This is a genomic window from Nocardia sp. XZ_19_231, from assembly GCF_015355705.1.
Lineage (GTDB): Bacteria > Actinomycetota > Actinomycetes > Mycobacteriales > Mycobacteriaceae > Nocardia > Nocardia salmonicida.
The window spans coordinates 38937-64877 of the sequence record NZ_JACUZI010000004.1 but is presented as its reverse complement, the minus strand read 5'-3'; the positions used below and the strand labels follow the sequence as shown (position 1 = coordinate 64877).

Genomic DNA, 25941 nt, shown 5'->3' with positions numbered 1-25941 from the left:
TGTCGGTACCAGGAGATCAGTCCACACCGACGACAGCGGCGGTGCGTTCGACAACGCGGGCGCCGAACGCGGGGTCCCGCGACGCCGACGACGAACGGGCAGGGCCGTTCTTGTCGTAGTAGCCGCCACTGTCGTGCGCCAACTCCGGGTCGGCGGCCAACCGGACGAGCGGGGCCGCCCCGCTGCGCGCACTGGTCATGAACGGGCGCCCCACGGTTTGGATCACCCGGAACAATCCGCCGGCCGCCACGCCGAACTGGGTCGCCACCGCGCCCGGATCGGCCGCGTTCACGGTGACTCCGGAGCCCTGCCAGCGCAGCGCGAGCGCGTAGCTGTAGGCGAGGGCGGCCAACTTCGCGTCACAGTACGCCGCGACCTGGCGGAACTTCCGATCGTAGGACCAGTCGTCCAGGTTCGGGTTGCCGCGTTTCTCCATGAACGACGACGTCACGATCACCCGTGACGGCACCCCGGCCGAGTCGGCACCGGTACGCAGTCCGTCGAGCAGCCGGTGCGTCACCGCCGCGACGGCGATGTGGTTGAGGGCGAACGACCGCTCCACCCCGTCCGGTGAGAGCTCCCGGTCGGCGAAACCGCCGCCCGCGTTGTTGAGCAACACGTGCACACCGCCGGGCGCGGCCTTCCCCACCTGTTCGGCGAACGCGCGCACCCCGCTCAACGAGCCGAGGTCGGCGGCGACCGGAACGAAACGCCCCGCGCCCGCGGCGCCCAACTGCTGCGCCGCAGTCGCTGTCCGGCGCGGATCACGCCCGTGCACAACCACTGTCGCGCCCGCGGCGCCCAGGGCCGCCGCGGCCGCGTAGCCGATACCGCTGGTCGAACCGGTGATGACGACAGTGCGCCCGGACATCGATCCGGGCGCCGGGTCAGCCATCTCAGCCCTCGGTCGACTCGGACAGCGACACCACGGTCTTGCCGATGTTCTCGCCGCGGATCATCGCCGAATACGCCTCGAACGCGTTCTCGATCCCGTCGAACACCGTCTCCTCGGCCTTCAGCGAGCCGTCGGCCAGCCAGCCCTTCGCCTGGGCGAGGTAGTCGGGCAGGACCGCGAAGTAGTCGGCGGCGTTCATGCTGAACAGCGACACCCGCTTGCCGATGATCAATGGCAGGTTCTTCGGGCCGGGGGGCAGCGAGTCGGTGTCGGCGTCGATGGTCGTGAGCGAGCCGGACAGGACCACGCGGCCGTGGGGTTTGATCGCGCCGAGCGCGGCATCGAGCTGCTCGCCGCCGACATTGTCGAAGTAGACGTCGATACCGCCCGGTGCGGCAGCGACCAACCGGCCCGCCACATCGCCGGCGCGGTAGTCGATCGCCGCGTCGAACCCGAACTCCTCCACCAGCTTTCGGGTCTTCTCCGGTCCACCCGCCGACCCGATCACCAGCTTGGCCCCGAGCTTGCGCGCCAGCTGACCGGCCACCGAGCCGACAGCGCCCGCCGCCGCCGAGATGAACACCACGTCACCGTCGCTCACCTTCGCCACCTCGGTGAGGCCGACGTACGCGGTGAGCCCGGTGGTGCCGAGCACGCCCAGATACGCCTGGGGCGCAACGGAGCTCACGTCGAGGGGCTGCGCCCAGGCCGCCAGGGTGTACTCGCGCCAGCCGTCGAAGTGGCTGACGACCGTGCCGACCGGAAGAGCGTCGTTGGCCGAGGCGATCACCGTACCGACGGCGGCACCGGTCAGCGCGACGTCGAGATCGAACGGCGGCAGATAGCCGACGCCCGCGTTCATCCGGCTGCGCATATACGGGTCGACCGACATCCAGTCGTTGCGGATCAGTGCCTGGCCGGGGGCGGGATCGGCCAGCGTCACCGTGGCCAGTTCGACATCGGCGAGCGAGGGGGTTCCGTCTGGACGGGCGATCAAACGCCATTCACGGCTGGTAACAGGCAAGGCAAGCTCCTTCGCTCAGGGTGGAACGACGCGCCGGGGTCATGCCGACGCGGGGTTGCTGTCGATGAACTCGAAAATCGCGGTGTCGTCGGCCAGCTCGATCCGTTCGCCGACGACGTCGGGTTGTTGTGGGCCACGCAGGCGCTGCGCGGCCTCGAGCAGTCCGGCGACGGCACGATCGCGTTCGGCGTCCGACGGATCGGCCCCGCCCAATCTGTCGAGCAGAGCGGTCAGTTCGCCGAGCAGCGGCGCGACCGAGTCGGCATCGGATGCCAGCAGGCCACACAGGTGTTCGGTGAGCGCATACGGTGTCGGATAGTCGAACATCACTGTCGTCGACAGCATGGCGCCCATCGATTTCTTCAGGTGGTTACGGAGCTCGACCGTTGTCAACGAGTCGAACCCCATGTCTACGAATCTCTGTTGTGGATCGAGTGCTTCATCGGCCACCCGACCGAGCACGGTGGCCACATGTCGTGCCAGTAGCTCCGACACGACGCGACGCTGGTCGGCGCCGCTGCGCCCCACGAGCAGCAGCGCGGTGTTCTCCGACACCGACGCCGACTGCGCATTGCGACGCATACGAACGATCGTACTCAACATCGCGGGCACCGGCGACCCGGCCGTGGCCGACGCCCTCGCCGCCGCGACATCGATGCGCATCGGCACCGACGCCGGCGTGCCCGACGTCAGCGCCGCGTCGAACAGCCCCAACGCCTCCGCGGTGGATAGTGGCGTGAACCCGTTGCGGGCCATCCGGTCCAGATCTCGCTGCGCCAGATGTCCACTCACGCCGCTTCGCTGTGCCCACAGCCCCCACGCCAACGATGTCGCGGGCACCGCGGATCGGGCGGCGCGCACCGCGAGCCCGTCCAGGTAGGCGTTGCCCGCCGCGTAGTTGGCCTGGCCCGCGTTGCCGAGAACGCCTGCCGCCGAGGAGAACAGGACCAGCGCCGACAGGTCGAGGTCGCGGGTCTGCTCGTACAGGTTCCACGCGGCGTCGACCTTCGCGGGCAACACCCGATCCAGATCCTCGATGGTCAACTTCTCGAACGCCGCGTCGCTCACGGTGCCCGCGCAGTGGATGACAGCGCCGAGCGGATGCTCGGGATCGATACCGGCGAGCAGGGCCGCCAACGCGGCCCGATCGGCGACATCGCACGCGGCCACCGTGGCTTCGGCGCCGCACTCGCGCAGCTCGGCCACGAGTTCGGCCGCACCCGGCGTCTCGGCACCGCGTCGGGATGTCAGCAGCACCCGCTGAACTCCGTACTCGGCCACGACATGCCGGGCGAGCGCGGCACCGATCGTGCCGACCCCGCCGGTGATCATGACGGTGCGGCTCGAGTCCAGCGGCGGCGGCACGGTGAGAACCACCTTGCCGACCTGGCGGGCCTGGCTCACGAACCGCAGGGCGCTGGTGGCCTGTCGAACGTCCCAGGTGGTGACCGGCGGTGGGGTGAGCGCGCCCGCGTGGAACAGGGCCACGATCTCGGCCAGCATCTGCGCGATCCGATCCGGCGCGACCTCGGTGATGAGGAACGAGTGGTAGCCGACGCCCGGATACTGGGCGGCGATCGCGGCGGGATCGCGTCGATCGGTCATGCCCATCTCGACGAACTGCCCGCCGCGCGGCAGCAGCCGCAGCGACGCGTCGACGAATTCGCCTGCCAGCGAATCGAGGACGACGTCGACACCGTTGCCGTCGGTCGCGACACGGAACTGTTCCTCGAAGTCCAGGGTCCGCGAATTGGCGATCTGCTCGGGCGCCAACCCGTCCGCGACCAGCACGTTCTGCTTACCCGAACTCGCGGTCGCGTAGACCCGCACACCCCAGTGCTTCGCCAATTGCCGAGCGGCGGTACCGACGCCACCGGTCGCGGCGTGGATCAGCAGGGATTGGCCCGCGCGCAGGTTCGCCAGGTCGAGCAGACCGTAGTACGCGGTCAGGTATACCACCGGTACCGAGGCGGCCTGATGGAACGACCAACCCGCCGGAATCCGCACGATCGTGCGGTGGTCGGTGACCACCGTCGACCCCACACCGTCGAACAGGCCCATCACTCGATCGCCGGGCGCGAAGTCGGTGACGTCGGGCGCCACGTCGACGACCACACCCGCGCCCTCGCCGCCGAGTACGGCGTCCGGATTCGGATACATGCCGATGCTGATCAGCACGTCGCGGAAGTTGATGCCGGCCGCCCGCATCCGCACCCGTACCCGGCCCGGGGCCAACACGGGAACGGGATCCTCGGCGAGGCGGCTCAGACCGATCGTGGTCAGCGTGCCCTTCTCCCCGATCGTCAACCGCCAGTGCGGATCACGGATCGGGTCGGCCACGTCGTGTATGTCGTGGCGGATCATTCTCGGCACCGAGGCACTCGCTCCGCGCCAGGCCACCTGCGGCTCGCCCGCCGCGATTGTCGCGGCGACTACATCATCGAGCACGGTGTCGGGGCCGAGGTCGAGCAGCACCAGCCGATCCGGATTCTCGGTCTGGGCCGACCGCAGCAGTCCCCAGATCGCCGCACCGCGCAGATCGACGGTGTCGGTCACCTCGACCGCCACCGCACCGCGCGTCACCACGACCAGCGTGGTGTCGGTCAGGCGTTCGGTCGCGAGGAATCGCTGGACCTGGTCCAGGACCAGCGCCGTGGTGGCGCGCACGTCCAAGGGCTTGTCGGTGCCGTGTGATGCGACGACCAGGACCGCGTGCTCGGGTGTGCTCTGCGTGCTCTCGAGGTCGGCGATGCTCGGCACGGGCGCCGCGGGCGTACTCGGCAGCGCTACGCCGGGCAGTGGAATCCACTCCACCGCGTAGAGCGGACGCGCGCTCGATCGGGTCCGCTCGTCGGATCCCGCCGACTCGCGCAGCAGCAGGGCGTCCACCGACAGCACCGGTCGGCCTGCGGTGTCGTCGGCGGTGACCCGGAGACGATCGGGTGCCGTCGCTGTGAGGGAGACGCGCAGAACCGACGCACCCACCGCGTGCAGCCGCACGCCCTCCCAACTGAACGGCAACCGCAGGGGCGCACCGGGTTCGGTGTCGACCATGCCGTGCAGCGCGGCGTCGAGCAGCGCGGGGTGCAAGTGGAACGCGGTCGTGTCGAGGTGGTCGGGCGCGGTGACGGTGGCGAACACGTCGTCCCCACGGCGCCACAACTGGCGAACACCCCGGAACAACGGCCCGTACTGATAGCCGAGTCGCTCGAGCCGCTGATAGAAGTCGGCGGTCTCGACCGGCACCGCGCCTTCGGGCGGCCACGGCGCCGCCGAGCCGGTATCGGTCGCGGCGCGCTCGCCGAGCTCGCCGCCCGAGCTGAGGGTGGCTTCGGCATGGCGGCGCCACCCCGCACCCTCGCTGGAGTGCACCGTCACCGGGCAGCGGCCGTCCTGCGGTACCTCGACGATGAGCTGGACGCGCACGTCATCGGTGCCGGTCAGCGTCAGCGGGGCGACGACGATGAGGTCGTCGACGCGGTCACAACCGACACTGTCGGCCGCCCGCAACAACAATTCGACGAACACCGTGCCCGCCACCACGATCTGGCCGTCGATCCGGTGATCGGCCAGCCACGGGTGCGTCCGCGTCGACAACACGCCGGTCAGGACGACGCGACCGCTGTCGGCGACCGAGATCTCCGCCCCGAGCAGGGGATGCGCCACCGCGTCCAGACCCGAGGCCGTGACATCACCGGCACCGGCCTCGGCCGCCAACCAGAAGCGATGGTGCTCGAAAGCGTAGGTAGGCAACGTGATTCGTCGCCCGCCTGCCAGCGCGGGCAGTCCGGCCCAATTTACTGCGACGCCGGCCGAATAGGCGCGGGCGAGCGCGGTGTACACCGAGAGTTCCTCGTCCTGCGCGGGGCGCAGCAACGGCGCGACAACCGCGTTCGACGAACCGTCGTCGTCGGCGAGGACCAGCGACGACAGCGCCGCACCCGGCCCGACCTCCAGGAAGACGCCCACCCGACCGGACTCGCGCAACCAACTCAGCCCATCGGCGAAGCGCACCGGGTCGCTGACATGGCCCACCCAGTACTCGGGCGAGCACAGCTCCACCGCGGTGGCGCGTGCGCCGGTGCGGTTGGACACCACCGGAATCTTCGGCGCGTGATAGGTGAGATCGGCGCACACGGCGGCGAACTCGGCGAGCATCGGCGCCATCAACGGCGAATGGAACGCATGGCTCACCCGCAGGCGTTTCACCGACGCCTCGTCGAACTGCGCGGCGATCTCGGCGACGGCAGCGTCGGCACCCGAGATCACCACCGACCGGCGCGCGTTCACCGCGGCGATGCTCACCTGGGTGGACCGCTCGGCGATCAGCGCCGCGACGGTCTGCTCGTCGCTCGCGATCGACATCATCGCCCCACCTTCGGGCAGCGACTGCATCAGGGTGCCGCGCGCCGCGACCAAGCGGGTGGCGTCGGCCAACGACCAGACCCCGGCCAGATACGCCGCACTCACCTCGCCGATCGAGTGTCCGACGAGGAAATCCGGTCGCACACCGAATGATTCGAGCAGCCGGAACAGTGCCACCTCGGTCGCGAACAGCGCGGCCTGGGCATAGCCGGTGCGGTCGAGCAGTCCCGGCTCGCCCGCGCCGTCGATGACGAGCTCGCGCAGGGATCGACCCAGCGTGTCGTCCAGGTGGGCGCACACCTCGTCGAAGGCGGCGGCGAAGACCGGATAGCGCGCGGCGAGCGTCGCGCCCATGCCGACCCGCTGGGCGCCCTGTCCAGGGAACAGCATCGCCACGCGGGCCGAGGAGTCCGCCGAGCCGAGGTGGACCGCGCTGGATTCGGTGTCCGCCGCCAGCGCCGCCAGCCCGGATTCGAGCTCGTCGCGACCGTGGCCCAGGATCACGGCTCGGTGACTGAACCGGGAACGGCTCACCGCCGCGCTGAAGCCCACATCGGCGGCCGCATGTTCGGGATGCTCGGCGAGTACCTCGGCGAGCCGGGTAGCGTTGGCGCGCAACGCTGCCGAAGTCTTGGCGGACAGGATCCACGGCGTCAGCGGTGCGTCGACCGGAGCAGCGGTCAGCGGTTCGCCGACCCTGGCGCCGGCTGTGTCGGATTCGAGGATCACGTGCGCGTTGGTGCCGCTGATGCCGAACGACGACACCGCCGCGCGCCGGGGCCTGCCGGTCTCCGGCCACGGCCGGGCCGTAGTGACGAGTTCGATCGCGCCGCTGTCCCAATCCGCGTGCGGCGTGCGGTCATCGACGTGCAGCGTGGGCGGGACGACTCCGCCACGCATCGCAAGCACAGCCTTGATTACCCCGGCCACGCCCGCGGCGGCCTGGGTGTGGCCGATGTTCGATTTCGCCGAGCCGAGCAGCAGCGGACGGGTCCGACCCTGCCCGTAAGTGGCCAGCAGTGCCTGCACCTCGATCGGATCGCCCAGCCGGGTGCCCGTGCCGTGTCCTTCGACGAGGTCGATGTCGTCGGCGGTAAGGCCCGCGGCCGCCAGCGCCCGCCCGATCACCCGTTCCTGCGCCGGTCGGCTCGGCGCGGTCAAGCCGTTCGACGCACCGTCCTGATTCACCGCACTGCCGCGCAACACGGCGAGGACTTCGTGGCCGAGACGGCGTGCGTCCGAAAGCTTTTCGACCAGCAGGACCGCCGCGCCCTCGGACCACCCCGTCCCATCTGCGGCCGCGGCATAGGACTTACACCGGCCGTCGGTGGCCAACCCGCCCTGCATCGCGAACTCGGCGAACACCTTCGGCGTCGACATCACCGTGACGCCGCCGACCAGTGCCATCGAACAGCCACCACGACGCAACTCCTGCGCCGCGGTATGCAACGCCACCAACGACGACGAGCACGCCGTGTCGATGGTCACCGCCGGACCCGTGAGCCCGAGCGCGAAGGCGACCCGGCCGGACACGACACTGGCCAGACTGCCCGTGCGCAGATGACCCTCCACCTGCTTGGGCACGGCGTGCAGGCGATCGGCGTAATCGTGGTACATCACCCCCGCGTACACGCCGGTCTCGCTGCCGCGCAGGCTGACCGGATCGATACCCGCGCTCTCGATCGCCTCCCACCCGACCTCCAGCAGCAGCCGCTGCTGGGGGTCCATCGCGAGCGCCTCACGCGGCGAGATCCCGAAGAACGCCGGATCGAAATCCATGGCGTCGTACAGGAATCCACCGAGATGGGGGTACGGCGGCGCGTCCGGTTCGTCGGCCCAGCCCCGGTCACCGGGGAAGTCGCCGATGCTGTCCGCGCCTTCGAGTAACTGCGTCCACCACCGGTCCGGCGAATCGGCGCCGCCGGGCAGTCGGCAGGCCATGCCCACAATGGCGATCGGCTCGGACAGCTGGGCACTGAGTTGATCGTTGCGCTTGCGTAGCTGATCGCCTTCCAGCAGCGAACTACGGAGCGCTTCAACCAGTTCGTTGTCGTGTGGCGTCATGGCTACGGCTCCTAGTTGCGGCCGCAGCCGCTGCCACGCAGCGCGGCGATATCGATGAGGTCGGCCATGGCGGCGTAACCCGCGGGGCCGACGTGGTTGTCCAGGCCCCGGTACTGCGACAGGATGATCGCGTCGGCGTTCGGGTCGGCCAGCAACGCGTCGTAGTCGACGACGCCGTCAGCGATTTGCTGCGTGCGCACCCAGTCGTTGAGTTCGACCCTGCGCTGATCGGAGAACGGTGCGAAGTTGCCCGCCAGCAGCGAGTACTTCAGCGGCGGATTGGTGCCGAGCACCACCCGGATGCCCGCGGCCTGCAACCGGTACACGGCCTCGGTGTAGCCGGCGATCATCTCCGCGGTCGTCGCCCACTCGGGGATCGCGAAGTCGTTGGCGCCGAACATGACGATCGCGTCGGTGACTCCGGCCACCTCGAGCACGTCGGGCTGGATCCGGGTCAGGCCACGGGGTCCGAGTTGCGGCAGGGTACGCAACGGATCGTCGAGCAGCCGATTGCCCCAAATACCCGAGTTGACCACCGAGACCGGGATACCCGCCGCGTCGAGTCGATGTTGCAGGAAGTCGGTCGGGCGCAGATTCTGGTCGACGGCCGCCGGTGACTGCGGCACCTCGGAGTAGCCGCTGCCGACGAAACCCTCGGTGATCGAATCGCCGAAGGCCACCAGCGTCGACGCAGAAGCCGGGGCGAGCACGTCGACACCGGAGACATACAGCACTGAAGTCGTTGTGCGGTCCAGCGATCCGCCGCCGAGATCGTGCGTCTGGTCACCGCTGCCCGGCGAACCGTAGTAGCTGGTCGCCATGCCCTGCAGGTGTTCGGTCGGCGCGCGCGAGCTGCCGGGAACATAGACGCTCACCGCCAGCGGTTCGAACGAACCGAACGACAGGGAGACCGGGTCACTGACCACGTCGCCGCCCGCCGGTACCGTCACCGACGACGCACCGTCGAAGGTCACCGTCCGCAGTGAGTCGGACGAGACCTGCGGTCCCCCGGCCTGTTTGCCGACCGTCACCGAGGTGAAGGTCACCTCGGCGGGGCTGAGCCGGTTGGTCAGGTGCACGCGCAGGGTCGCGCCCGCCCGATGCGGGGTGATCACCATGCGGTAGGTCTGGTCACCCACCGACGTGATCGGATTGAACGAGAAGTCGGCCAGCGACGCCGAATCCGACGGCGCGGCCATCCAGGTCGCCACCCAGTGGTTTCCCCCGCAACCGCCGCCGACCGGAGCCGACCCGGCAGATCCACCGGTGACCGCGACGAACCCCGCGAACAGCGGAACTATCGCCAGCACTCGCCAGTTGGCCCGGTTGCGTCGGCGTGTCATCGCCATCCACTTGCTCCTATGTTCGCGAAGGCGGCGCGCAACGCGTCCGCCGGATTGTCGTTCGTGCTCAGGCTGCGCCAGCACACGTGGTGGTCGGGGCGTACCAGGATCGCCCCGTCGTCGGCGATCTCGCGGACCCGCGACCAGGCGCCGTTTTCGCGGTAGGTGGCCGCGCTGTGGTCGTCGCCGATGGTGGCGACCACGAACGGGACAGCAGGATCGGCGCTGAGCTCACGCGCGGCGTCGAGCCACGGCTGCCCCGCGGGACCGACCAGCAATACCGGGCGGTCGCGGGGAACCAGGTCCAGCGTCGACAGCCGGGTGCCGTCCTTTTCCACCCACGCGTGCGGCAACCGGTGCCCCGGCCGCGTGGTGGGGTGGTAGATATCGCCCATCGGCTCGCGGGGCGGTGCCGTGGTGCCATCGGGGGTGAGGGCGCCCTCGGCGTAGGCCAGGCCGAGTTCCATGTCGTGCGCCTGGCAGTCGACCCGGTGGGTGCGGAACACCTCACCGGCGCGCGCCCTGGTCGTCGCGCCACGACGGGAATCCTCGAAGTACACGTGGAAGAACGCGGGCCGCACCAGCCGTGGCACCTGGGGACCGAAACCGAGCGCGTTCTCGGTGATCAGCTCGGTGTTCTTCAGGATGCCCAGCGCCCAGTCCAGATTGTCCCGGCCGATCGGGCGCCGCTCGGATTCGTAGCTGTCGAGCAGGGTGGCCTCCGACCGCCCCGACTCGACGGCCGCGATCTTCCAGGCCAGATTGTGTCCGTCTTGGATGGCGGTGTTCAGGCCGAGACCCGCGGCCGGCGGCATGCGGTGCGCCGCGTCGCCGGCCAGGAACACATTGCCCACCCGGTACTTCGCCGCGAGCACCGCGTCGACGGTCCAGCTGCTCACCTTGTGCAGGGTGATCGGCAGATCCGGCGCCTTGAGCACATCGCGAATCCGTTGCAGCAGCGCGTCTTTGCGGGTACGGGCCGGATCGTCGGCGTCCGCGGTGAAGTGCAGACCCCATTCCTCGGAGAACTTGCCCCAGGTGGGGCCCATCTGCACCAGCATCGCGCCGGACAACTCGGCCTGTTCGGGGTTGATGAAGAAGGTGATCAGGGCGCCGTCGTGCTGCCAGCGCGACAGGTCTGCCGAGAAATGCGCCGTCGTGACCTGGTGGAACTTCGGCCACCCCTCCATCTTCACCTTGAGTCGCGGCCCCACGGTGCGACCGCCGTCGGCGGCGATCAGATACTTGGCCCGCACCGTCGACTCCGCGCCGTCGGCGTCGCGCAGCCGGGCCACGATCGTCGATCCCTCGTCGACCCAGTCGAGCAGTTCGCACCCGTACCGGACGCGACCGGGCGCACGCTGCTCCGCCAGGTCACGCAGGATCGGCTCCAGCCGGATCTGTGGCAGGTTGGTCGAATCGACCGGGCTGTCGCCCGCGTAGCGTTCGCTCAGCGAGCCCGCCCCGAAGGCGTCGAGTTCGTAGAGCACCTTGCCGTCGTAGGGACCTCGGCCGGTCAGCGAGGTCTGCCACACCACCTTGCCGAACTTGTCCAGTGGCGCGCCGACCGCGGTGATCGCGTCGGCGACCCCGTGCTGGCGGTACAGCTCCATCGTCCGCTGGCTCAGGTAATGGGCCTTCGGCAGCCGCGACGTCTCGCCGCGTTGCTCGATCAGCAGATGATCCACGCCGAGATTGGAGAGGAAGATCGACGTGGACAACCCACACCCGCCCGCGCCGACGATCAGTACGGTGACGTTGTCCGACTGTGTCATTGGTGCGCTCCGATCAATTGTGGCTGTGCCCGGCGGTCATACCGGGTGTGACCGGATGCGGATCGGCGCCGGCCTCGAGCTCGTCGGGCCAGACCGGGTAGGGGAACGCGGTGTCCATGCCGCCGACCACACCGGGAATGTCGCCGAACGGGCTCAGGTCCGTGGCCACCGGCGTCGTGGGGTTCGAAGGGTCGAGGAAAATGTGTACGTCCCAGCCGCGCGGATGGACCAGCCCGGACGGTGTCGACCCACCCGGCAGTGGGGTGTCGCCCCGCTTCTGGCCGAGGTAGTCCTCCTGCGGCGGCATCATGTACATGTCGAACTTGGGGAAGGTGTGCACGCCACGCTCGTGGAAGGCCCAGTCGCCGCGGAACATGCACAGTCCCACCTCGTTCGGGGTCTCACCGGGGGTGTATACACCGGCGTAGAACCAGCCGACCAGGTCGTACGGGAACGCCGGCGTCACGGCGTCGTGGTAGTCGAAGCCGGTCTGTCGTGAGCGATAGAACAACCCTGCGGGCTTGCCGCTGACCACGGTGTCGCGGCCCGGGTTCATACCGGGCATCTGCTTGCCGATGATCTGCAGCGCCTGGTTCAGGTCGAGCAGCGCCACACCCATCCGCTCGTACTGCACCCAGCCGTGCGAGTCGGGACCGTAGGTGCCCGTGGCCGCCAGCGGCACCAGATCCTCCGGGCCGTTCAGCGTCCGCAGCGGACCGAGCAGGTCGAACACGCGCTGCTGGTCGGCCCGCAGCGACTCGGTGCGCTGTTCGGCGGTACACCGATCGCTCGCGATCGGCACTCCCGGTTTCGCCACGGCAGTCGGTGACGCCATGACGTTGGTGATGACCGCCAACGCGGACACCAGGAGAGTTCCGGGCACCGTCAGTCGTCGGCGCCACGCTCCCGGTGCGGTGCGCATCGCTCCGGCGGCACCATGATGTCGCATTCGCATGAGATCGGTATTTCCTTTCTGACGACCCGACGCCGTCTCTTCGACGACGCCGGGTCAGGGGTGAAATGACAAACTGTGCCGCCGCCGCCCGCTGCGATGCCCGGGATGTGGCGGCGGCCGACCTACCCCAGGCTCGCGGGGTCGTTGTCGAAGAACTCGAACAGTTCGTCGTCGGCGGCACTGCCGAGTTCGGAGATCACGGCATCGTCTTCCTCGCCCCGCACGGCGCGCAGGAGCTCGTCGAGGCGGTCGGCGATGTCGACTCGTTCGGCACTGCTCAGTGCCGCTGCCGCGAAACCCGAAGCGACGGTGTCGATCTCGGTGAGAATGCGCGCCGCGGCCGCGTCGGCCGGGACGATCTCCTCGCACATGTACTGCGCCAGGATGGCCGGGGTCGGGTAGTCGAACACCACCGTCGTGGTCAGCTTGAGCCCGGTCGCCGACTTGAGTCGGTTGCGGAACTCCACCGCGCCGAGAGAGTCGAAGCCGAGGTCGGTGAACGCCTGGCCGGGCCCGATCTCGTCGGGCGAATCGTGCCCGAGCACCGCGGCGGCATGCAACCTGATCAGATTGAGCATCGTGCGCTCCTGATCCACCGGACTCATCGCGAGCAGGCTCTTCGCCAGCGACGAGGACTCGCCCGCCTCCCCCGCGCCACCACCGGCACGCCGAGGTGCGGCCCGCAGCAGACCACGCAGCGGCGGTGGCAACAGCGTCGGGTCGTCGGCACCCGCGGCCCTGATCGCCGCGAGATCGAGTCGCGCGGCCACCGTGAGTGCCGCACCCATCGACAGCGCGTTGTCGAACATGACCACACCGTCGGCGGTGTCGATGCCGATCATGCCGTCACGACGCATGCGTGCCCGGTCGATGTCCGACAGTTCGGCGGTGATGCCGCTGGCCTGCGCCCACAGTCCCCACGCGATCGAGGTCGCGGGCAATCCGAGTCGCTGCCGGTGCTGGGCCAGCGCGTCGAGGTAGACGTTGGCCGCAGCGTAGTTCGCCTGACCCGGACCACCGAGCACACCGGCTACCGAGGAATAGAGCACGAACTCCGCCAACGCCAGATCCTGGGTGGCCTCGTGGAGGTTCCACGCGGCATCGACCTTCGGCCGCAGCGCGGTCTCCAGGCTCTTCGGGGTCTGTGCCCCGAACACCGCGTCGTCGGTCACGCCCGCCGTGTGCACGACCGCGGTCAGCGGGTGTGCCTGCGGGATGTCGGCCAGCAGCGCTGCCAGTGCGTCGCGGTCGGCGACATCACACGCGGCGATCTCGACTTCGGCACCGAGCGCGATCAATTCCTCGCGCAGCTCGCTCGCACCCGCCGCCGCCGAACCACTACGGCTGGTAAGCAACAGGTGACGCATGCCCCTGGCCTGCACCAGGTGGCGAGCGATCTCCCCGCCGAGCACGCCCGTACCGCCGGTGACGAGCACCGTGCCTTCGGGATCGAGCAGGGCCGGAATCGTCAGCACGTTCTTGCCGATGTGCCTGGCCTGGCTGAGGAAGCGGAACGCCTCCGGTGCCCGGCGCACATCCCAGGTGGTGACCGGAAGTGGCTGCAGCGCACCGGACGCGAACAGCGCCACCAGTTCGGTGAGGATCTCGTGCAGCCGGTCGGGGCCGGCTTCCATCAGAACGAATCCGCGGTAGGCGACACCGGGATACTCCTGCGCGATCTTCTCCGGATCACGCACGTCGGTCTGGCCCATCTCGATGAACCGACCGCCGCGCGGCAGCAGCCGCAGGGATGCGTCGACGAAATCGCCTGCGAGCGAGTCGAGTACCACGTCCACGCCGTGCCCGTCGGTCGCGGCCGAGAACTTCTGCTCGAAGTCGAGGGTGCGCGAGTTCCCGATGTGGGCGTCGTCGTAGCCGATCTCGCGCAGGGTCTTCCACTTCGGCTCGCTGGCCGTCGCGTAGACCTCGAGCCCGAGGTGCCTGGCCAGCTGGGTCGCCGCCATACCGACACCACCGGTGGCGGCGTGGATGAGCAGCGACTCCCCTGCCCGCACGCCGGCCAGGTCGACCAGCGAGTAGTAGGCGGTACCGAAGACCGCGGGAACGGCCGCCGCTTGCGCGTAGGTCCACCCTTCGGGCATCGCGGCCACCATGCGCTGATCGGAAACGACGGTGGAACCGAGCCCGGAGAACAGGCCCATCACCTTGTCGCCGACAGCGAATTCGGTGACGTCGTCGGCGACGTCGACGATGATGCCCGCGCCTTCACCGCCGATCGGCGCGTCCGGATCCGGGTACATGCCGAGCACGATCAGTACGTCGCGGAAGTTCATGCCGGAGGCACGCAGTTGCACCCGCACCTCACCCGGCTGCAAGGACTCGCTGTCGGAACTCTCCACCAGCACGATGTTGTCGCCGTGCAGCGTGCCCTTGCCGAGCGAGGTCAGCAGCCATGGCTGGGTACCGACCAGGGCGGACCCGGCCGCGCTGTCCGCGCCGGGACGGGCGAGGCGGGGAACGTGCGGCACACCGCGCCGGAACGCGACCTGCCCCTCGGAACCGCCGAGCGTCGCGGCGACGGCGGCGCGGTAGTCGTCCGCGTCGTCGACGTCGATGAGCTGGATGCGGTCGGGCTGCTCGGCTTGTGCGCTGCGCAGCAAGCCCCACACCGGCGCCACCGCCAGGTCACCGATCGCCTCGGCGCCTTCGATCGAGACCGCGTGGCTGGTGACCACCACGAGGGTGGCGTCGGCGTTGCGCTCGTCGGCGAGCACGTCCTGAACCCGCCGCAGCACTGTGGTCACCTTGGTGCGCACCGCGTCCGGGCCGGGCACTTCGGCGGTGTCGCTGCCGAAGCGCAGCACCACGGCCTTGGCGCCGGCGGTGTCGACCACCTCTTCGTACTCGTTCTCGACGTCGGCGTAGGGCTCCCAGTTGCCCTGTGCCGCTTCGATCACCGGCTGCGGCACCCAGGTGAGTGCGTACAGACCCTCGGCGGCCGCTGTCTTCGTGGACCCGCCGAGCGCGTCACGTGACATTGCCCGCAGCGATAGTCCGTCCACCGTGACGACCGGCGCTCCCGCCGCGTCGACCGCGGTGATCGACATCCGATCCGTGCCGGTGGCGGCGAGTCGAACGCGCACCGCCGTGGCACCGACCGCGTGCAGGGTGACGCCCTCCCACGCGAACGGCAACCGGATCTGGTCGCCGTCGGTATCGCCACCGGCGACGGCCATCGCGTGCAACGCCGCGTCGAGCAGTGCCGGGTGGATCCCGAAGGCTCCCGCCGCGCCGCGCGCCTGCTCCGGCAGTTCCACCTCGGCGAACAATTCCTCGCCGCGTCGCCAGACGGCGCGCAGACCCTGGAATACCGGGCCGTAGCCATAGCCCGCGTCGGCGAGTTCGGCGTAAGGATCACCGATCTCGACCGCGGTGGCACCAGAGACGGGCCAGGTGGCCAGCTCCGGTGTCACGACCGCAGGTGCGTCATCGACGACCATCGAGCCGGTGGCGTGCACTGTCCACTCCGCCTGCTCACCCTCGTCGTCGAGCTGCTGTGGCCGCGAGTAGATGGTGATCGGCCGATCGTCACCGGAACCACCGACCACGGCCTGCACCTCGACACCGCCCCGCTCTGGCAACACCAGCGGCGCCTGCAGCACCAATTCACCGATTCGAGGGACACCGACCTGGCCACCCGCCAGCAGGGCGATCTCCACGAACGCGGTGCCCGGCACCAGGATCGAGCCGCCAACCACGTGATCGGCCAACCACGGCTGGGCCCGAGTCGACAACAGACCGGTCAACAGCACATCGTCGCCGCCGCTCGCCTGCGTGATCTTCGCGCCGAGCAGCGGGTGATCGACCACGCCGAGCCCGACACCGGCGACATCGCCGGTCCCGGTCGGCTTGTCCAGCCAGTAACGCCGGTGCTGGAACGCGTAAGTCGGCAGGTCGACCTGCGCGACCGCGCGCACATCGATGCCCTGCGTCCAGTCGACCGCGGTGCCCGAAGCGTGCGCAGCGGCCAGACCCGCGTAGAACGCGATCGGCTCGTCGTGCTTGGGCCTCAGCAATGAGGTCGCCACGGCGACTGCCTCGTCGACACCGTCGTTGAGCACCTCATCGACCAGGGTGGTCGAACTCGCACCGGGGCCGATCTCGAGGAACACTGTCGCACCGAAATCATGCGCGGCGCGCACTCCGTCGGCGAAGCGGACCGCCTCGCGGACATGGCGCACCCAGTATTCCGGGGTGCACAGCTGCTCTGATTCGGCGACCGCGCCGGTGACGTTGGAGATGATCGGGATCGACGGCCGCTGGTAGGTGAGCGACGCGGCGACCGCGCCGAACTCGGCGAGCATCGGCTCCATGAGCGGCGAGTGGAACGCATGGCTCACCCGCAGCGGTTTGACCGTGTGTCCGAGCGAGCGCAGCTCCGCCGCGATGTCGTCGACGACGTCGGCCACACCCGAGATCGTCAGCGCCGACGGGCTGTTGATCGCGGCGATGGCCACAGTGCTCTCGCGGCCGGACAGCAGCGGCAGCACCGTCTGCTCGTCCGCCCGCACCGACAGCATCGCGCCGCCCTCTGGCAGTGCCTGCATGAGTCGGCCGCGCGCGGCGACCAGGGCGGCCGCGTCATCCAGCGACAGCACGCCGGCGACATGGGCGGCCGAGATCTCGCCGATCGAGTGTCCGAGCACCAGATCCGGTCGCACCCCGAAACTCTCGGCCAACCGGAACAGCGCCACCTCGACGGCGAACAACGCGGCCTGGGTGAAGGCGGTGTGGTCGAGCAGCGCCGCCTCGTCGTTGTCGGGCTCGGCGAAGACGACCTCGCGCAGCGAACGCCCCAGTGCCGGATCGAGCCGCACGCACACCTCGTCGAAGGCGGCGGCATACACCGGATACCGCTCGTACAGCGCACGTCCCATGCCGACGCGTTGCGCGCCCTGGCCGGGGAACATCACCGCGGTCTTGGCCGAGCTGCCTGCCACACCGACCACCACATCGGCGCCGAAATCGGCCGTCGCGGCATCTTCGACAACCGAACCGGCCGTCTTCAGCGCTGCGATCAGTTCCTCGCGGGTGCTGCCGAGCACCACCGCGCGATGAGCGAACCTGGCGCGCTGGGTGGCCAGCGAATACCCGATGTCGGCAGGCGAATGTTCAGGATGATCGTCGAGGAAGGTGCTCAACCGGGCGATCTGATCCGACAGCGCGGGCGCGGTGGCCGCGGAGACGACCCACGCCGTGGCCGCGGGCTCGACCTGGACACCGGTTTCCTCGGGCCCGCTCGCCTCGGTGGTGGGGGCGGGCGCCTGTTCGAAGATGACGTGAGAGTTGGTTCCGCTGATGCCGAAGGCGGACACCGCCGCCCGGCGCGGACGGTCGACCTCGGGCCACTGCGTGGCCTCGGTCACCAGTTCCACCGCACCCGCGTCCCAGTCGACCTGGTGCGACGGCTCGTCGACGTGCAGGGTCGGCGGCACCGTCCCGTGCCGCATCGCCATGATCACCTTGATCGCGCCGGCCACACCGGCCGCGGCACTGCTGTGACCGATGTTCGACTTGATCGAGCCGAGCAGCAGCGGCGTCGTGCGGTCCTGGCCGTAGGTGGCCAGCAGCGCGTTCGCCTCGATCGGGTCGCCCAGTGGGGTACCCGTGCCGTGCGCCTCGACGACATCGACGCCGGACGCCGGAATCTTGGCATTGCGCAGCGCGGCTTCGATGACCCGCCGCTGCGACGGGCCGTTCGGTGCGGTCAGGCCGTTGGACGCACCGTCCTGATTCACCGCGGATCCGCGCAACACGGCGAGGATGGGGTGGCCGTTCTTCTGCGCGTCCGAGAGTCGTTCCAGGACAAGCAGTCCGACACCTTCGGACCAGGTGGTGCCGTCGGCGGCGGCCGCGAACGCCTTGGCCCGCCCGTCCGCCGAGATCACGCGCTGACGGGAGAAGGCGATGAACGCCTCCGGTGTCGGCATGATCGTCGCGCCGCCGGCCAGTGCCAACGAACATTCGCCCGACCGCAGCGAATTCGCTGCCTGATGGATCGCCACCAGCGACGACGAGCACGCGGTGTCCAGCGAGACGGCGGGGCCCTCGAGGCCGAGTGAGTAAGCCACCCGACCCGACGCGACGCTGGAGGTCCGGCCGATCAGCAACCAGCCCGCCAGACCACTGCGATCTTCCATGATGGTCGGGCCGTATTCGACCTCGATGATGCCCGCGAACACACCGGTATCGGTGCCGCGCAAAGTATTCGGGTCGATGCCCGCACGTTCGAGCGCCTCCCAGGCGACTTCGAGCATGTGCCGCTGCTGCGGTTCCATCGCCAGCGCCTCACGCGGGCTGATTCCGAAGAAGGCAGCGTCGAAATCGGCAGCGCTCTCCAGGAAGCCGCCATGCGAAGAGTACGACGTCCCTTCGTGGTCGGGGTCGGGGTGATAGAGACCGTCGACGTCCCAACCTCGATCGGTCGGAAACTCCGAGATCACGTCACGCCCGTCGGCGACCATCTGCCACAGGTCCTCGGCAGATTTGACGCCGCCGGGATACCGGCAACCCATGCCGATCACAGCGATGGGCTCGCTCGACCGGTTTTCCACCTCCTGCAGACGCTGCCGGGTGCGATGCAAGTCGATTGCGGCTCGCTTCAGGTATGCCCGAAGCTCCTCTTCGGTCGCCATTGCGCGTTTCCTCCGATGAACGATGTGATTCGCGGTTCGCCGATTCCGACGCGACTTCGCGTGGATCGCACTCCGGCTGGCGTGTTCGCCGTCGATTACTCCGGCGGCCAACATCACCCATCGTCAACGGACCCAGCACTCGCTGGAACCCCTAGCTACTCCCCTACTTGCCGCACAACCGTTCGGATGGCTACCTGCCGACTACCGGGGTAGCGTTCGTCTCGGCATAACGACTTGACGACTCCCACATTGCGTGCGTAAATAAGAACGATCGTTCGTTCAGAGCACAGCAGATCGCCATCGGACGCCAAGGGGAGATAGGGCCGGAAATGACCTCGCAGACTTGGACAGAAGAGACCGACCCCGACTGCATCGACGACGCCAGCGCCGCGGCGATGCTCGACGGTGCTCCGTGGCGGCGGCTCGCCGTCATCGGCGACAGCACCGCGATAGGTCTCGGCGCGCCCTATCGTGGCTACCGCAGGCTGACATCGTTCGCCCGGATGGCCGATACTTTGGCGATGGCGGTCGGTCCGATCAACTACATGAACCTCGGCACCCCGTGGGCGACCTCACGTCAGGTCGTCGAGGAGCAGAAAGACCTGATGGTGGCGTTCAAGCCCGATCTGGTGATGATCTCGTGCGGCGGCAACGACCTGATGGCCGAGACCCCGGACTACGCCGCGATCGCGGCCAATCTCACCGAACTGTTCGAGGCAGGCAACGGCATCGGCGCGCAGATGATGACAATGACCCTGGCAGACGCTTTTCCCGACGCGGCGATGGTGCGCTTTCGGAGCAGCTTGGCGCGGCTCAACGAACTGGTGCGCAACATCGCTGCCGAGCACGACGCGATCCTCATCGACCTGTGGCATCACTCGGTCGGGCATCGCCCCGACGTGATGAGCAACGACCGGATCCACTTCAACATGTCGGGCCACGCTGTACTCGCCGCCGAAGCCGTCAAGGCACTCGCGGCCCATATTCCGCAGCAGGCCAACACCGCTTAGCCGATCAGGGCCGGCGCGCGCGCCCCGCCGGTGGCGCATTCGCGCAGCAACCGCAGCATTGTGGCGCGCGCCCGATCGAAGACTTCCGGGTCGCCGAGCAAGATCATGTCGGACGCGGCAGCACGCTCGATCGCGGCCAGTTCGAACGCCAGTTGGGCCGGGTCGGTCTCGGCCGAGATCTCACCCAGTTGCTTGGCCTCGATCACGGTCTGGCGGTGAAACTCGTGCCACTGTTGCCAGACCGCCACGATCGCGTCGCGTACCCGTCCCGGCCGTGCGCCGAATTCCGCGCCGACGGACAGGAAGAAGCACGCACCACCCGAACCGACATCTTCACTGAGATGGTCGATCCACGCATCGCAGAGGGTGCGCAACCGGACGAGGCCGGACGGTTGACGCAACGCGGGGCTGATCACCGACGCGATGAACTCGGCCTTCGCCTCCTCGATCGCCGCCAGCTGCAATTCCTCCTTGGAACCGAAGAGCCCGAACACGCCGCTCTTGCTGGCACCTAGCGAGGTTGCCAGGCGCCCGATCGTGAGCCGGTCCAGCCCCTCGACCGCACCGACCTGGACCGCTTCTCGCAGGATGGCACGGCGGGTGTCCTGCCCACGCGCGGTCTGGATATCGCTCATCGACCCGAACTCCTTCCCAACAAAAGTCCGAATACGCCCGTGTGTCGTGGCGTACTCATCACCCACGATAGCCGAACAATCGTGCGGCCAGTTGGAGCACCTGACGGCGGCCGAGCCAACATCTCTTGCATGTCCAGAGTGCCCGTGCGTTAATGGATGCGTACGAACGTTCGGTTCAACATAAGACTGAGAGGTCGTCATGAACGTTTTCCCCTCCACCGCGCGCCCGCGCGGACGGTGCGACGATCGGACAGGTAAACGATGACTGACAAGACCACGACCGAAGCGCCGTCCGCGGTGGAGCCCCGTCGCGTTCTGCTGATCACCGCGCTGGCCACCTTTGTGGCCTTCCTCGACATGTCCGTGGTGAACGTCGCGTTCCGCAGCATCGCCGAGGACTTCTCGGACACGTCGCTCTCCACGCTGTCCTGGGTTGTGAGCGGCTACGCCGTGTTCTTCGCGGCGGTCCTCACCCCGGTCGGCCGCTATGCCGACCTGATCGGCCGCAAGACAGTGTTCCTGTGGTCGCTACTCGGGTTCACCGTCGCGTCCGCGTTGTGCGCCGCGGCGCCGACCATCGAAGTTCTAATCGGCGCTCGCGCACTGCAAGGCATGGCGGCGGGCGGCATGATTCCCGCCGCGCTCGGCCTGGTTCTCGGCGCGTATCCGCCGGAGAAGCGGGTCGCGGCGGTCGCGGCATGGGCAGGCGCCGCATCGGTGTCCGCGGCCTTCGGTCCCGCGGTCGGCGGCTTCCTGGTGTCGGCCTTCGATTGGCCCGCCATCTTCCTCATCAACGTCCCCGTCGGGATCTTCGCCCTGATCGCGGGCCGCGCCTGGCTGCCCGAGATCAAGGTTCCCTCCTCGGTACGGCCCGATCCGATCGGCGCCATCCTGGTCGCGGTCGGCGTCGGCGCGGCCGTAGTCGGGTTGACCCAGGGCGGCTCATGGGGTTGGACCAGTCCGGCCTTCCTCGGCTGCACCATCGGCGGGCTCGTGCTCCTCGCGCTGGGCATCCTGCGCTCGATGCGCACGCCGGTGCCGACCTTCGAGGTCGACCTGTGGCGCAATCGCACCTTCGCCTCGGCGAGCGCCGTCTCCTTCCTGTTCGGCATCGTGATGTTCGCCTGGCTACTGGCAACCCCGCTGTGGACCCTGCTCGTCTGGGACTACTCCGTCTGGGAAACCGGTCTGGCCAACACTCCCGGCGCCTTCACCGCGGCGGTCGGTGCGGCCATCGTCGGCAAGTCCAAGCACCCCGACATCGCGCGCCTCGCGACGATCGCGGGCACCATCTGCTTCGGCATCTCGGCGGTTCTGTTCGCGCTCCTACTCGATGAGACGCCGCGCTTCTGGGCGGTGTGGTTCCCGGTCGGTCTGCTCCTCGGCCTCGGTATCGGCCTGGTGATGACGGCGGTGTCCAGCGCCGCCGCGACCTCGGTGCCGGAGGAGAAGTTCGCCTCTGGCTACGGCATGAGCACCACCGCCCGCCAGATGGGCGGCGGCCTGGGCATCGCGGCCTTCGCCGCGATCACCACGTCGGTCACCACCGGCTGGCTCGACGGATTGCACACGGTGTTCTGGTTCAGCGCCATCGGGTGCATCCCCGTAGTCCTGGCTGCCCTTCCGATGGGTCCGACCGTTTCGACACCGATCGCCGAGGCCGTCGCCGAGCCGGAGCCTTCACCGCAACAGGCGTAACCGCGCCCCTGAGCGGGGCCGCGGATCACTCATTCGCGGCCCCGCTCAGGTGTTTCCGGGGCATGGCGCGCACCGGAAAGCCGTGGCTCGGCGATCGCCGAGCGCAACGCCACGTGGGCAGCCACCCTGTCCTGAACCGCTCCCGCACGAAATCCCACGACCGGTCACGGCCGCGAACCTCCGTTTCTCCTACTGATCAGGAGCCTCGTATGTCCACCAAGGAACAGAGCCCGAGCAACACCGCGAGCAGGCCGCAATTGTTGAACCGAAGCGTCATCCAGGTCGCCGCGGCGGCGAACGCAGGTCTCGGCGTAGCGTCATTCGCGCTCGCGGCAGACCTCTGGAAGCTCGACAACGGCCTGTCGACCCCGCTGCTGTACCTCATCGGAGCACTGTGCTTCGTCGCCGCGTTCGTCACGGCGTGGGGTAGCCGCGAGGTCGGCGAGGGGGGATGGATCGTGGGAGTCGTCGCGATCGACGCCGTCGTGACGATCGCCCTCATCGCGACAATGATCCTGTCGTGGTATCAGATCACGCTCCCCGGCGGCTATCTCGCGATGGCCGGGGCCTCCATCGCCACGCTCGCGTCGCTCGCTACCGTGGCAGCGGCATTGGGGACCGAAGATGTGGATGCCTCAGCGAGTCAAGTGCACCAGCCGCCGCACTTCCAAGGTAGCGACCTTCGCGGACAGCTTCTTTCGCCCCAGCTCAGCTGATCGCGGCGTTACCGCGCGTCGCCCTTGCCGAGAGTGATCGCAGCTTCGATATACCGCACCAGACCGAGATCACCTTGCGGTCCCACGACTACGTCCGCGCGAAATCCCAGACGGCACTGACCGAGGAGACCCGCTCTCTGCCGTTCCGGCAGCCGTGGCTGGAGCGACTGCAGCTTCCGCGATACCGCTGAGACGAGGACAGCGGGCCGATGCCCGTTCGATGCCCGCACGTGGGTTGCTAGAAGGTCAACGCGCAGTCGTTGACTTCCTGGACATGGCGTCCGTGTAGACCGACACGATATCGGTGAGGTGTCGGGATTGGCGTGGCTCCTCAGCATGGGCGGTGAGCGCCTCGACCATGGTGGACAGGCGGTTTCGGTCCAACGCGAGAGCGGCGAGTTCGGCGGCGAAGGACTCCACCGAGGCATCGGTGGTGCGGATACCGCCTTGCGCGGGCACGGTTTCGGACAGTTCAGGGTCGCAGTACAGGACCGGCAGGCCCATGGCCACCGCTTCCAGCAGGACCATGCCCTGGGTGTCGCAGTCGGAGGTGAGCAGCAGCAGGTCGTGCGCACCCATCGCGGCCAGGCAGCTGGCCTGGTCGACTCGGCCGTGCAGGCGCACGCGGTCGGGCAGATCGGCGGCGGCAGCAGCAGCCCGGTCGGCGAGCGGACCGCTGCCGTAGATGTCGAGGGTGCAGTCGGGGACGAGGCCCACTACCTGGATCGCCTCGATGGGACGCTTCTCCGCGGACAGGCGACCGCACCAGAGCACCCGCAGTGGGGCATGGGTGTTCCTCGACGCACTTCGCTCGTTCCGGACGCGGTCGAGGAGCGCGTCATCGATCCCGTTGGACACCACATGGATCGGGCGGTCGACGCCACGATCGGCGAGGCGGCGGGCGAAGTGGTTGGTTGGCACGATCACTCGGTCGGCGGCCTGTGCCTGGGCGATCAGCGGGCGCCACGCGAGCCGGGCGGTGCGACTGTCGCCGGCAAAGGGCGGTTGCCGGCGCAGCGGTACGAACCGGCCGTGCACCCAGCGCATCATCCACGCGGCGAGATACGGTGCGGGCGAATATTTTTCGATGACGGTGTCGTCGCGGCTCTGCATGGTCTGCACGAGGGGGACGCCGTGTCGGCGGGCAGCGCGAATCCCGGCGATTCCGGCGCCGTAGGTGGTCAGCGAGTGGATGACGTCGATATCTCGCGCACGCAACGCCGCATCGATCAGGCGCTGGTTGGCTCGGCTCGGCAGCACCATCGGCAGGCCGTTCGACATCGAGAACGGTGACGCCGACAGCACGACGGTGTCCGCGTCGCCGAGCACGGAACCCGGTGCGGGAGCGGTGAATACGGTCACTCGATGACCGAGTCCGCGCAGCCCGTCGCACAGCGACCGCATCGCGGTCTGTACGCCGCCGAGGGTGTCGGGGTGGAAGTCGGTGAAGAGCGCGACATGCACGCGATCGCCCACAGCTCAGACCGAGGTCGCGACGGCCAGGCGTTCCACGGCGTCGGCCGCCGCTCGGACACCGTTCTCGGCAGCGACCTCGCGACCGAGTTCCGCTGCCCTGCTGCGTGCTTCGGGCGTGAGCGTGCGGACCAGCGCGTCGTGCAGCCGGTCCTCGGTGAGCGCGGGATAGGGGAAGTCGGCGCCGATACCGAGGGCGGTGATGCGCCAGCCGTAGAAGAACTGGTCGCTGTGCACCCCGATCACCACCGCAGGCAGGCCTGCGCGCAGCACGTCGTGGGTATTGCCGCTGCCGCCGTGGTGAACCACCGCCCGGCATCGAGGCAGCACGCGGTCATAGTCGAAGGAGTCGACGACATGGAGGGTGCGGTCCTCGCTGATGCCGCGCGGGTATCCCTCGCCCTTGACCGTCACCAAGGCGCGCGCACCCAACCTGCGGCACACGGCGGCGATCAACGCGCAGCAGCCGACCGGGTCGAGGATCGGCATTCCGGTCAGACAGAAGTAGATCGGGGGCTCGCCCTCGTCGAGCCATTCGGTCAGCGTCGAATCGAGCTCGTCCTCACCCCAGGCACCGCGCAGCCGCGGTGCCAGGATCGGCGCGCCGACGACGATCGAGCGGTCCGGCCAGTCCGCCGGGGTGGGCAGCAGCACCGGACTCACCATGTGCACCAACGCGATGCCGTCCTCGCGGATGCGCCGGAACGGGTTGCGCGGCGCACCCGGCAACTTCATCATTTCCCGCACCCGCCGATCCACCCGGCGATAGGCGACACCGTAGGCGAATTCGAAGGCCGAATAGCTGGCACGCCGCAACCAGCGCGAGGACACCATTCGCTTGACCATGAACGAGGAAGGGAACTCCGCGGTCCGTTCGAGCGGATACGGCAGGCAGCCGAGGACCCGCTGACCGGTCTGCTCGCCCCGCTCCATCGCCCACGGCAGAGTCGAGGCACAGCTGACGATCACATCCGCCGAGTCGCAGGCGTCGCTGAGCACGTGGTGCATGCGCTCACCGCGCTCGCCCGCCATGATCTTGACCGTGTCGAGCATGATCCGCACGAACGGCAGCGTCTTGCCCGAAGACAGCGCCCGTTTGGCCGCAGGCGATTCCAGCAGTTCCGCCGAGTTGAACGGGATGACGTGTGGTTGGAAACCCGAGCGCCGCACCACCTCCGCGTAGTTCTCGGTGGCGGTGATCTCGACGTGATGGCCGCGCGCGGCGAATTCGTCGGCCAGCGCGAGATACGGCTGGTGATCGCCGCGGGTTCCCGCCGTCAACAAGGCGATACGCATATTCTCGACTTCCGTTCGTGGTCGTTTCCGGTGTTA

The 25941-nt window shown here is 68.8% G+C and carries 13 protein-coding genes; 3 read left to right on the top strand and 10 right to left on the bottom strand.

What is annotated here, in order from left to right; translation table 11 throughout:
* Positions 1–16: 16 nt before the first annotated feature.
* The 7 genes from IBJ82_RS18890 to IBJ82_RS18860 form a co-directional block, all read right to left on the bottom strand.
* Positions 17–895 carry an SDR family NAD(P)-dependent oxidoreductase gene (locus IBJ82_RS18890; protein WP_194827276.1) on the bottom strand — a complete coding sequence of 293 codons (879 nt, stop codon included), beginning with the start codon at positions 893–895 and terminating at the stop codon, positions 17–19.
* A gap of 1 nt (position 896) precedes the next feature.
* A complete protein-coding gene (locus IBJ82_RS18885) occupies positions 897–1919 on the bottom strand; it encodes an NADP-dependent oxidoreductase (RefSeq protein WP_194827275.1) in 1023 nt (340 codons plus the stop codon).
* Between the two features lie 39 nt (positions 1920–1958).
* A complete protein-coding gene (locus IBJ82_RS18880; protein WP_194827274.1) occupies positions 1959–8348 on the bottom strand; it encodes a type I polyketide synthase in 6390 nt (2129 codons plus the stop codon).
* Positions 8349–8359: 11 nt separating this feature from the next.
* A complete protein-coding gene (locus IBJ82_RS18875; protein ID WP_228537407.1) occupies positions 8360–9697 on the bottom strand; it encodes a GDSL-type esterase/lipase family protein in 1338 nt (445 codons plus the stop codon).
* Complete coding sequence (locus IBJ82_RS18870; RefSeq protein WP_194827273.1) at positions 9688–11466, bottom strand: FAD-dependent monooxygenase; 1779 nt, start codon at positions 11464–11466, stop codon at positions 9688–9690. Before IBJ82_RS18870 ends, IBJ82_RS18875 begins: the two co-directional genes overlap by 10 nt.
* A 13-nt stretch (positions 11467–11479) precedes the next feature.
* Positions 11480–12421 carry a hypothetical protein gene (locus IBJ82_RS18865; protein ID WP_194827272.1) on the bottom strand — a complete coding sequence of 314 codons (942 nt, stop codon included), beginning with the start codon at positions 12419–12421 and terminating at the stop codon, positions 11480–11482.
* A 122-nt stretch (positions 12422–12543) separates the two neighbouring features.
* A complete protein-coding gene (locus IBJ82_RS18860) occupies positions 12544–19077 on the bottom strand; it encodes a type I polyketide synthase (RefSeq protein WP_194827271.1) in 6534 nt (2177 codons plus the stop codon).
* Positions 19078–19406: 329 nt separating this feature from the next.
* Between IBJ82_RS18860 and IBJ82_RS18855 the strand changes: the two genes are divergently transcribed.
* Positions 19407–20087, top strand: coding sequence for an SGNH/GDSL hydrolase family protein (locus tag IBJ82_RS18855; RefSeq protein WP_194827270.1), 681 nt, complete (start codon positions 19407–19409; stop codon positions 20085–20087).
* Here IBJ82_RS18855 and IBJ82_RS18850 read toward each other — a convergent pair.
* Positions 20084–20722 (bottom strand): TetR/AcrR family transcriptional regulator, encoded by a 639-nt coding sequence (locus IBJ82_RS18850; RefSeq protein WP_194827269.1) that lies wholly within the window; start codon positions 20720–20722, stop codon positions 20084–20086. The two genes, IBJ82_RS18855 and IBJ82_RS18850, sit on opposite strands and share 4 nt — an antisense overlap.
* Before the next feature lie 261 nt (positions 20723–20983).
* Here IBJ82_RS18850 and IBJ82_RS18845 point away from each other — a divergent pair, with 261 nt between their 5' ends.
* Both IBJ82_RS18845 and IBJ82_RS18840 read left to right on the top strand, forming a co-directional pair.
* Positions 20984–22420 (top strand): DHA2 family efflux MFS transporter permease subunit, encoded by a 1437-nt coding sequence (locus IBJ82_RS18845; protein WP_194827268.1) that lies wholly within the window; start codon positions 20984–20986, stop codon positions 22418–22420.
* Between the two features lie 209 nt (positions 22421–22629).
* On the top strand, positions 22630–23136 hold the full coding sequence (locus tag IBJ82_RS18840) for a hypothetical protein (RefSeq protein WP_194827267.1): 507 nt from the start codon (positions 22630–22632) through the stop codon (positions 23134–23136).
* Positions 23137–23382: 246 nt separating this feature from the next.
* On the opposite strand, the gene IBJ82_RS35385 is transcribed toward IBJ82_RS18840, so the two are convergent.
* Both IBJ82_RS35385 and IBJ82_RS18830 read right to left on the bottom strand, forming a co-directional pair.
* Positions 23383–24612 (bottom strand): glycosyltransferase, encoded by a 1230-nt coding sequence (locus IBJ82_RS35385; protein WP_370585376.1) that lies wholly within the window; start codon positions 24610–24612, stop codon positions 23383–23385.
* 3 nt (positions 24613–24615) lie between these two features.
* Positions 24616–25905, bottom strand: coding sequence for a glycosyltransferase (locus tag IBJ82_RS18830; RefSeq protein ID WP_194827266.1), 1290 nt, complete (start codon positions 25903–25905; stop codon positions 24616–24618).
* Positions 25906–25941 lie beyond the last annotated feature (36 nt).

Excerpts from the sequence above, each read along its gene's own strand:
- IBJ82_RS18890 (WP_194827276.1), bottom strand. The coding sequence starts at position 895 with ATGGCTGACCCGGCGCCCGGATCGATGTCCGGGCGCACTGTCGTCATC.
- IBJ82_RS18880 (WP_194827274.1), bottom strand. The coding sequence starts at position 8,348 with ATGACGCCACACGACAACGAACTGGTTGAAGCGCTCCGTAGTTCGCTG.
- IBJ82_RS18875 (WP_228537407.1), bottom strand. The coding sequence starts at position 9,697 with ATGGCGATGACACGCCGACGCAACCGGGCCAACTGGCGAGTGCTGGCG.
- IBJ82_RS18870 (WP_194827273.1), bottom strand. The coding sequence starts at position 11,466 with ATGACACAGTCGGACAACGTCACCGTACTGATCGTCGGCGCGGGCGGG.
- IBJ82_RS18865 (WP_194827272.1), bottom strand. The coding sequence starts at position 12,421 with ATGCGAATGCGACATCATGGTGCCGCCGGAGCGATGCGCACCGCACCG.
- IBJ82_RS18860 (WP_194827271.1), bottom strand. The coding sequence starts at position 19,077 with ATGGCGACCGAAGAGGAGCTTCGGGCATACCTGAAGCGAGCCGCAATC.
- IBJ82_RS18855 (WP_194827270.1), top strand. The coding sequence starts at position 19,407 with ATGACCTCGCAGACTTGGACAGAAGAGACCGACCCCGACTGCATCGAC.
- IBJ82_RS18850 (WP_194827269.1), bottom strand. The coding sequence starts at position 20,722 with ATGAGCGATATCCAGACCGCGCGTGGGCAGGACACCCGCCGTGCCATC.
- IBJ82_RS18845 (WP_194827268.1), top strand. The coding sequence starts at position 20,984 with ATGACTGACAAGACCACGACCGAAGCGCCGTCCGCGGTGGAGCCCCGT.
- IBJ82_RS18840 (WP_194827267.1), top strand. The coding sequence starts at position 22,630 with ATGTCCACCAAGGAACAGAGCCCGAGCAACACCGCGAGCAGGCCGCAA.
- IBJ82_RS18830 (WP_194827266.1), bottom strand. The coding sequence starts at position 25,905 with ATGCGTATCGCCTTGTTGACGGCGGGAACCCGCGGCGATCACCAGCCG.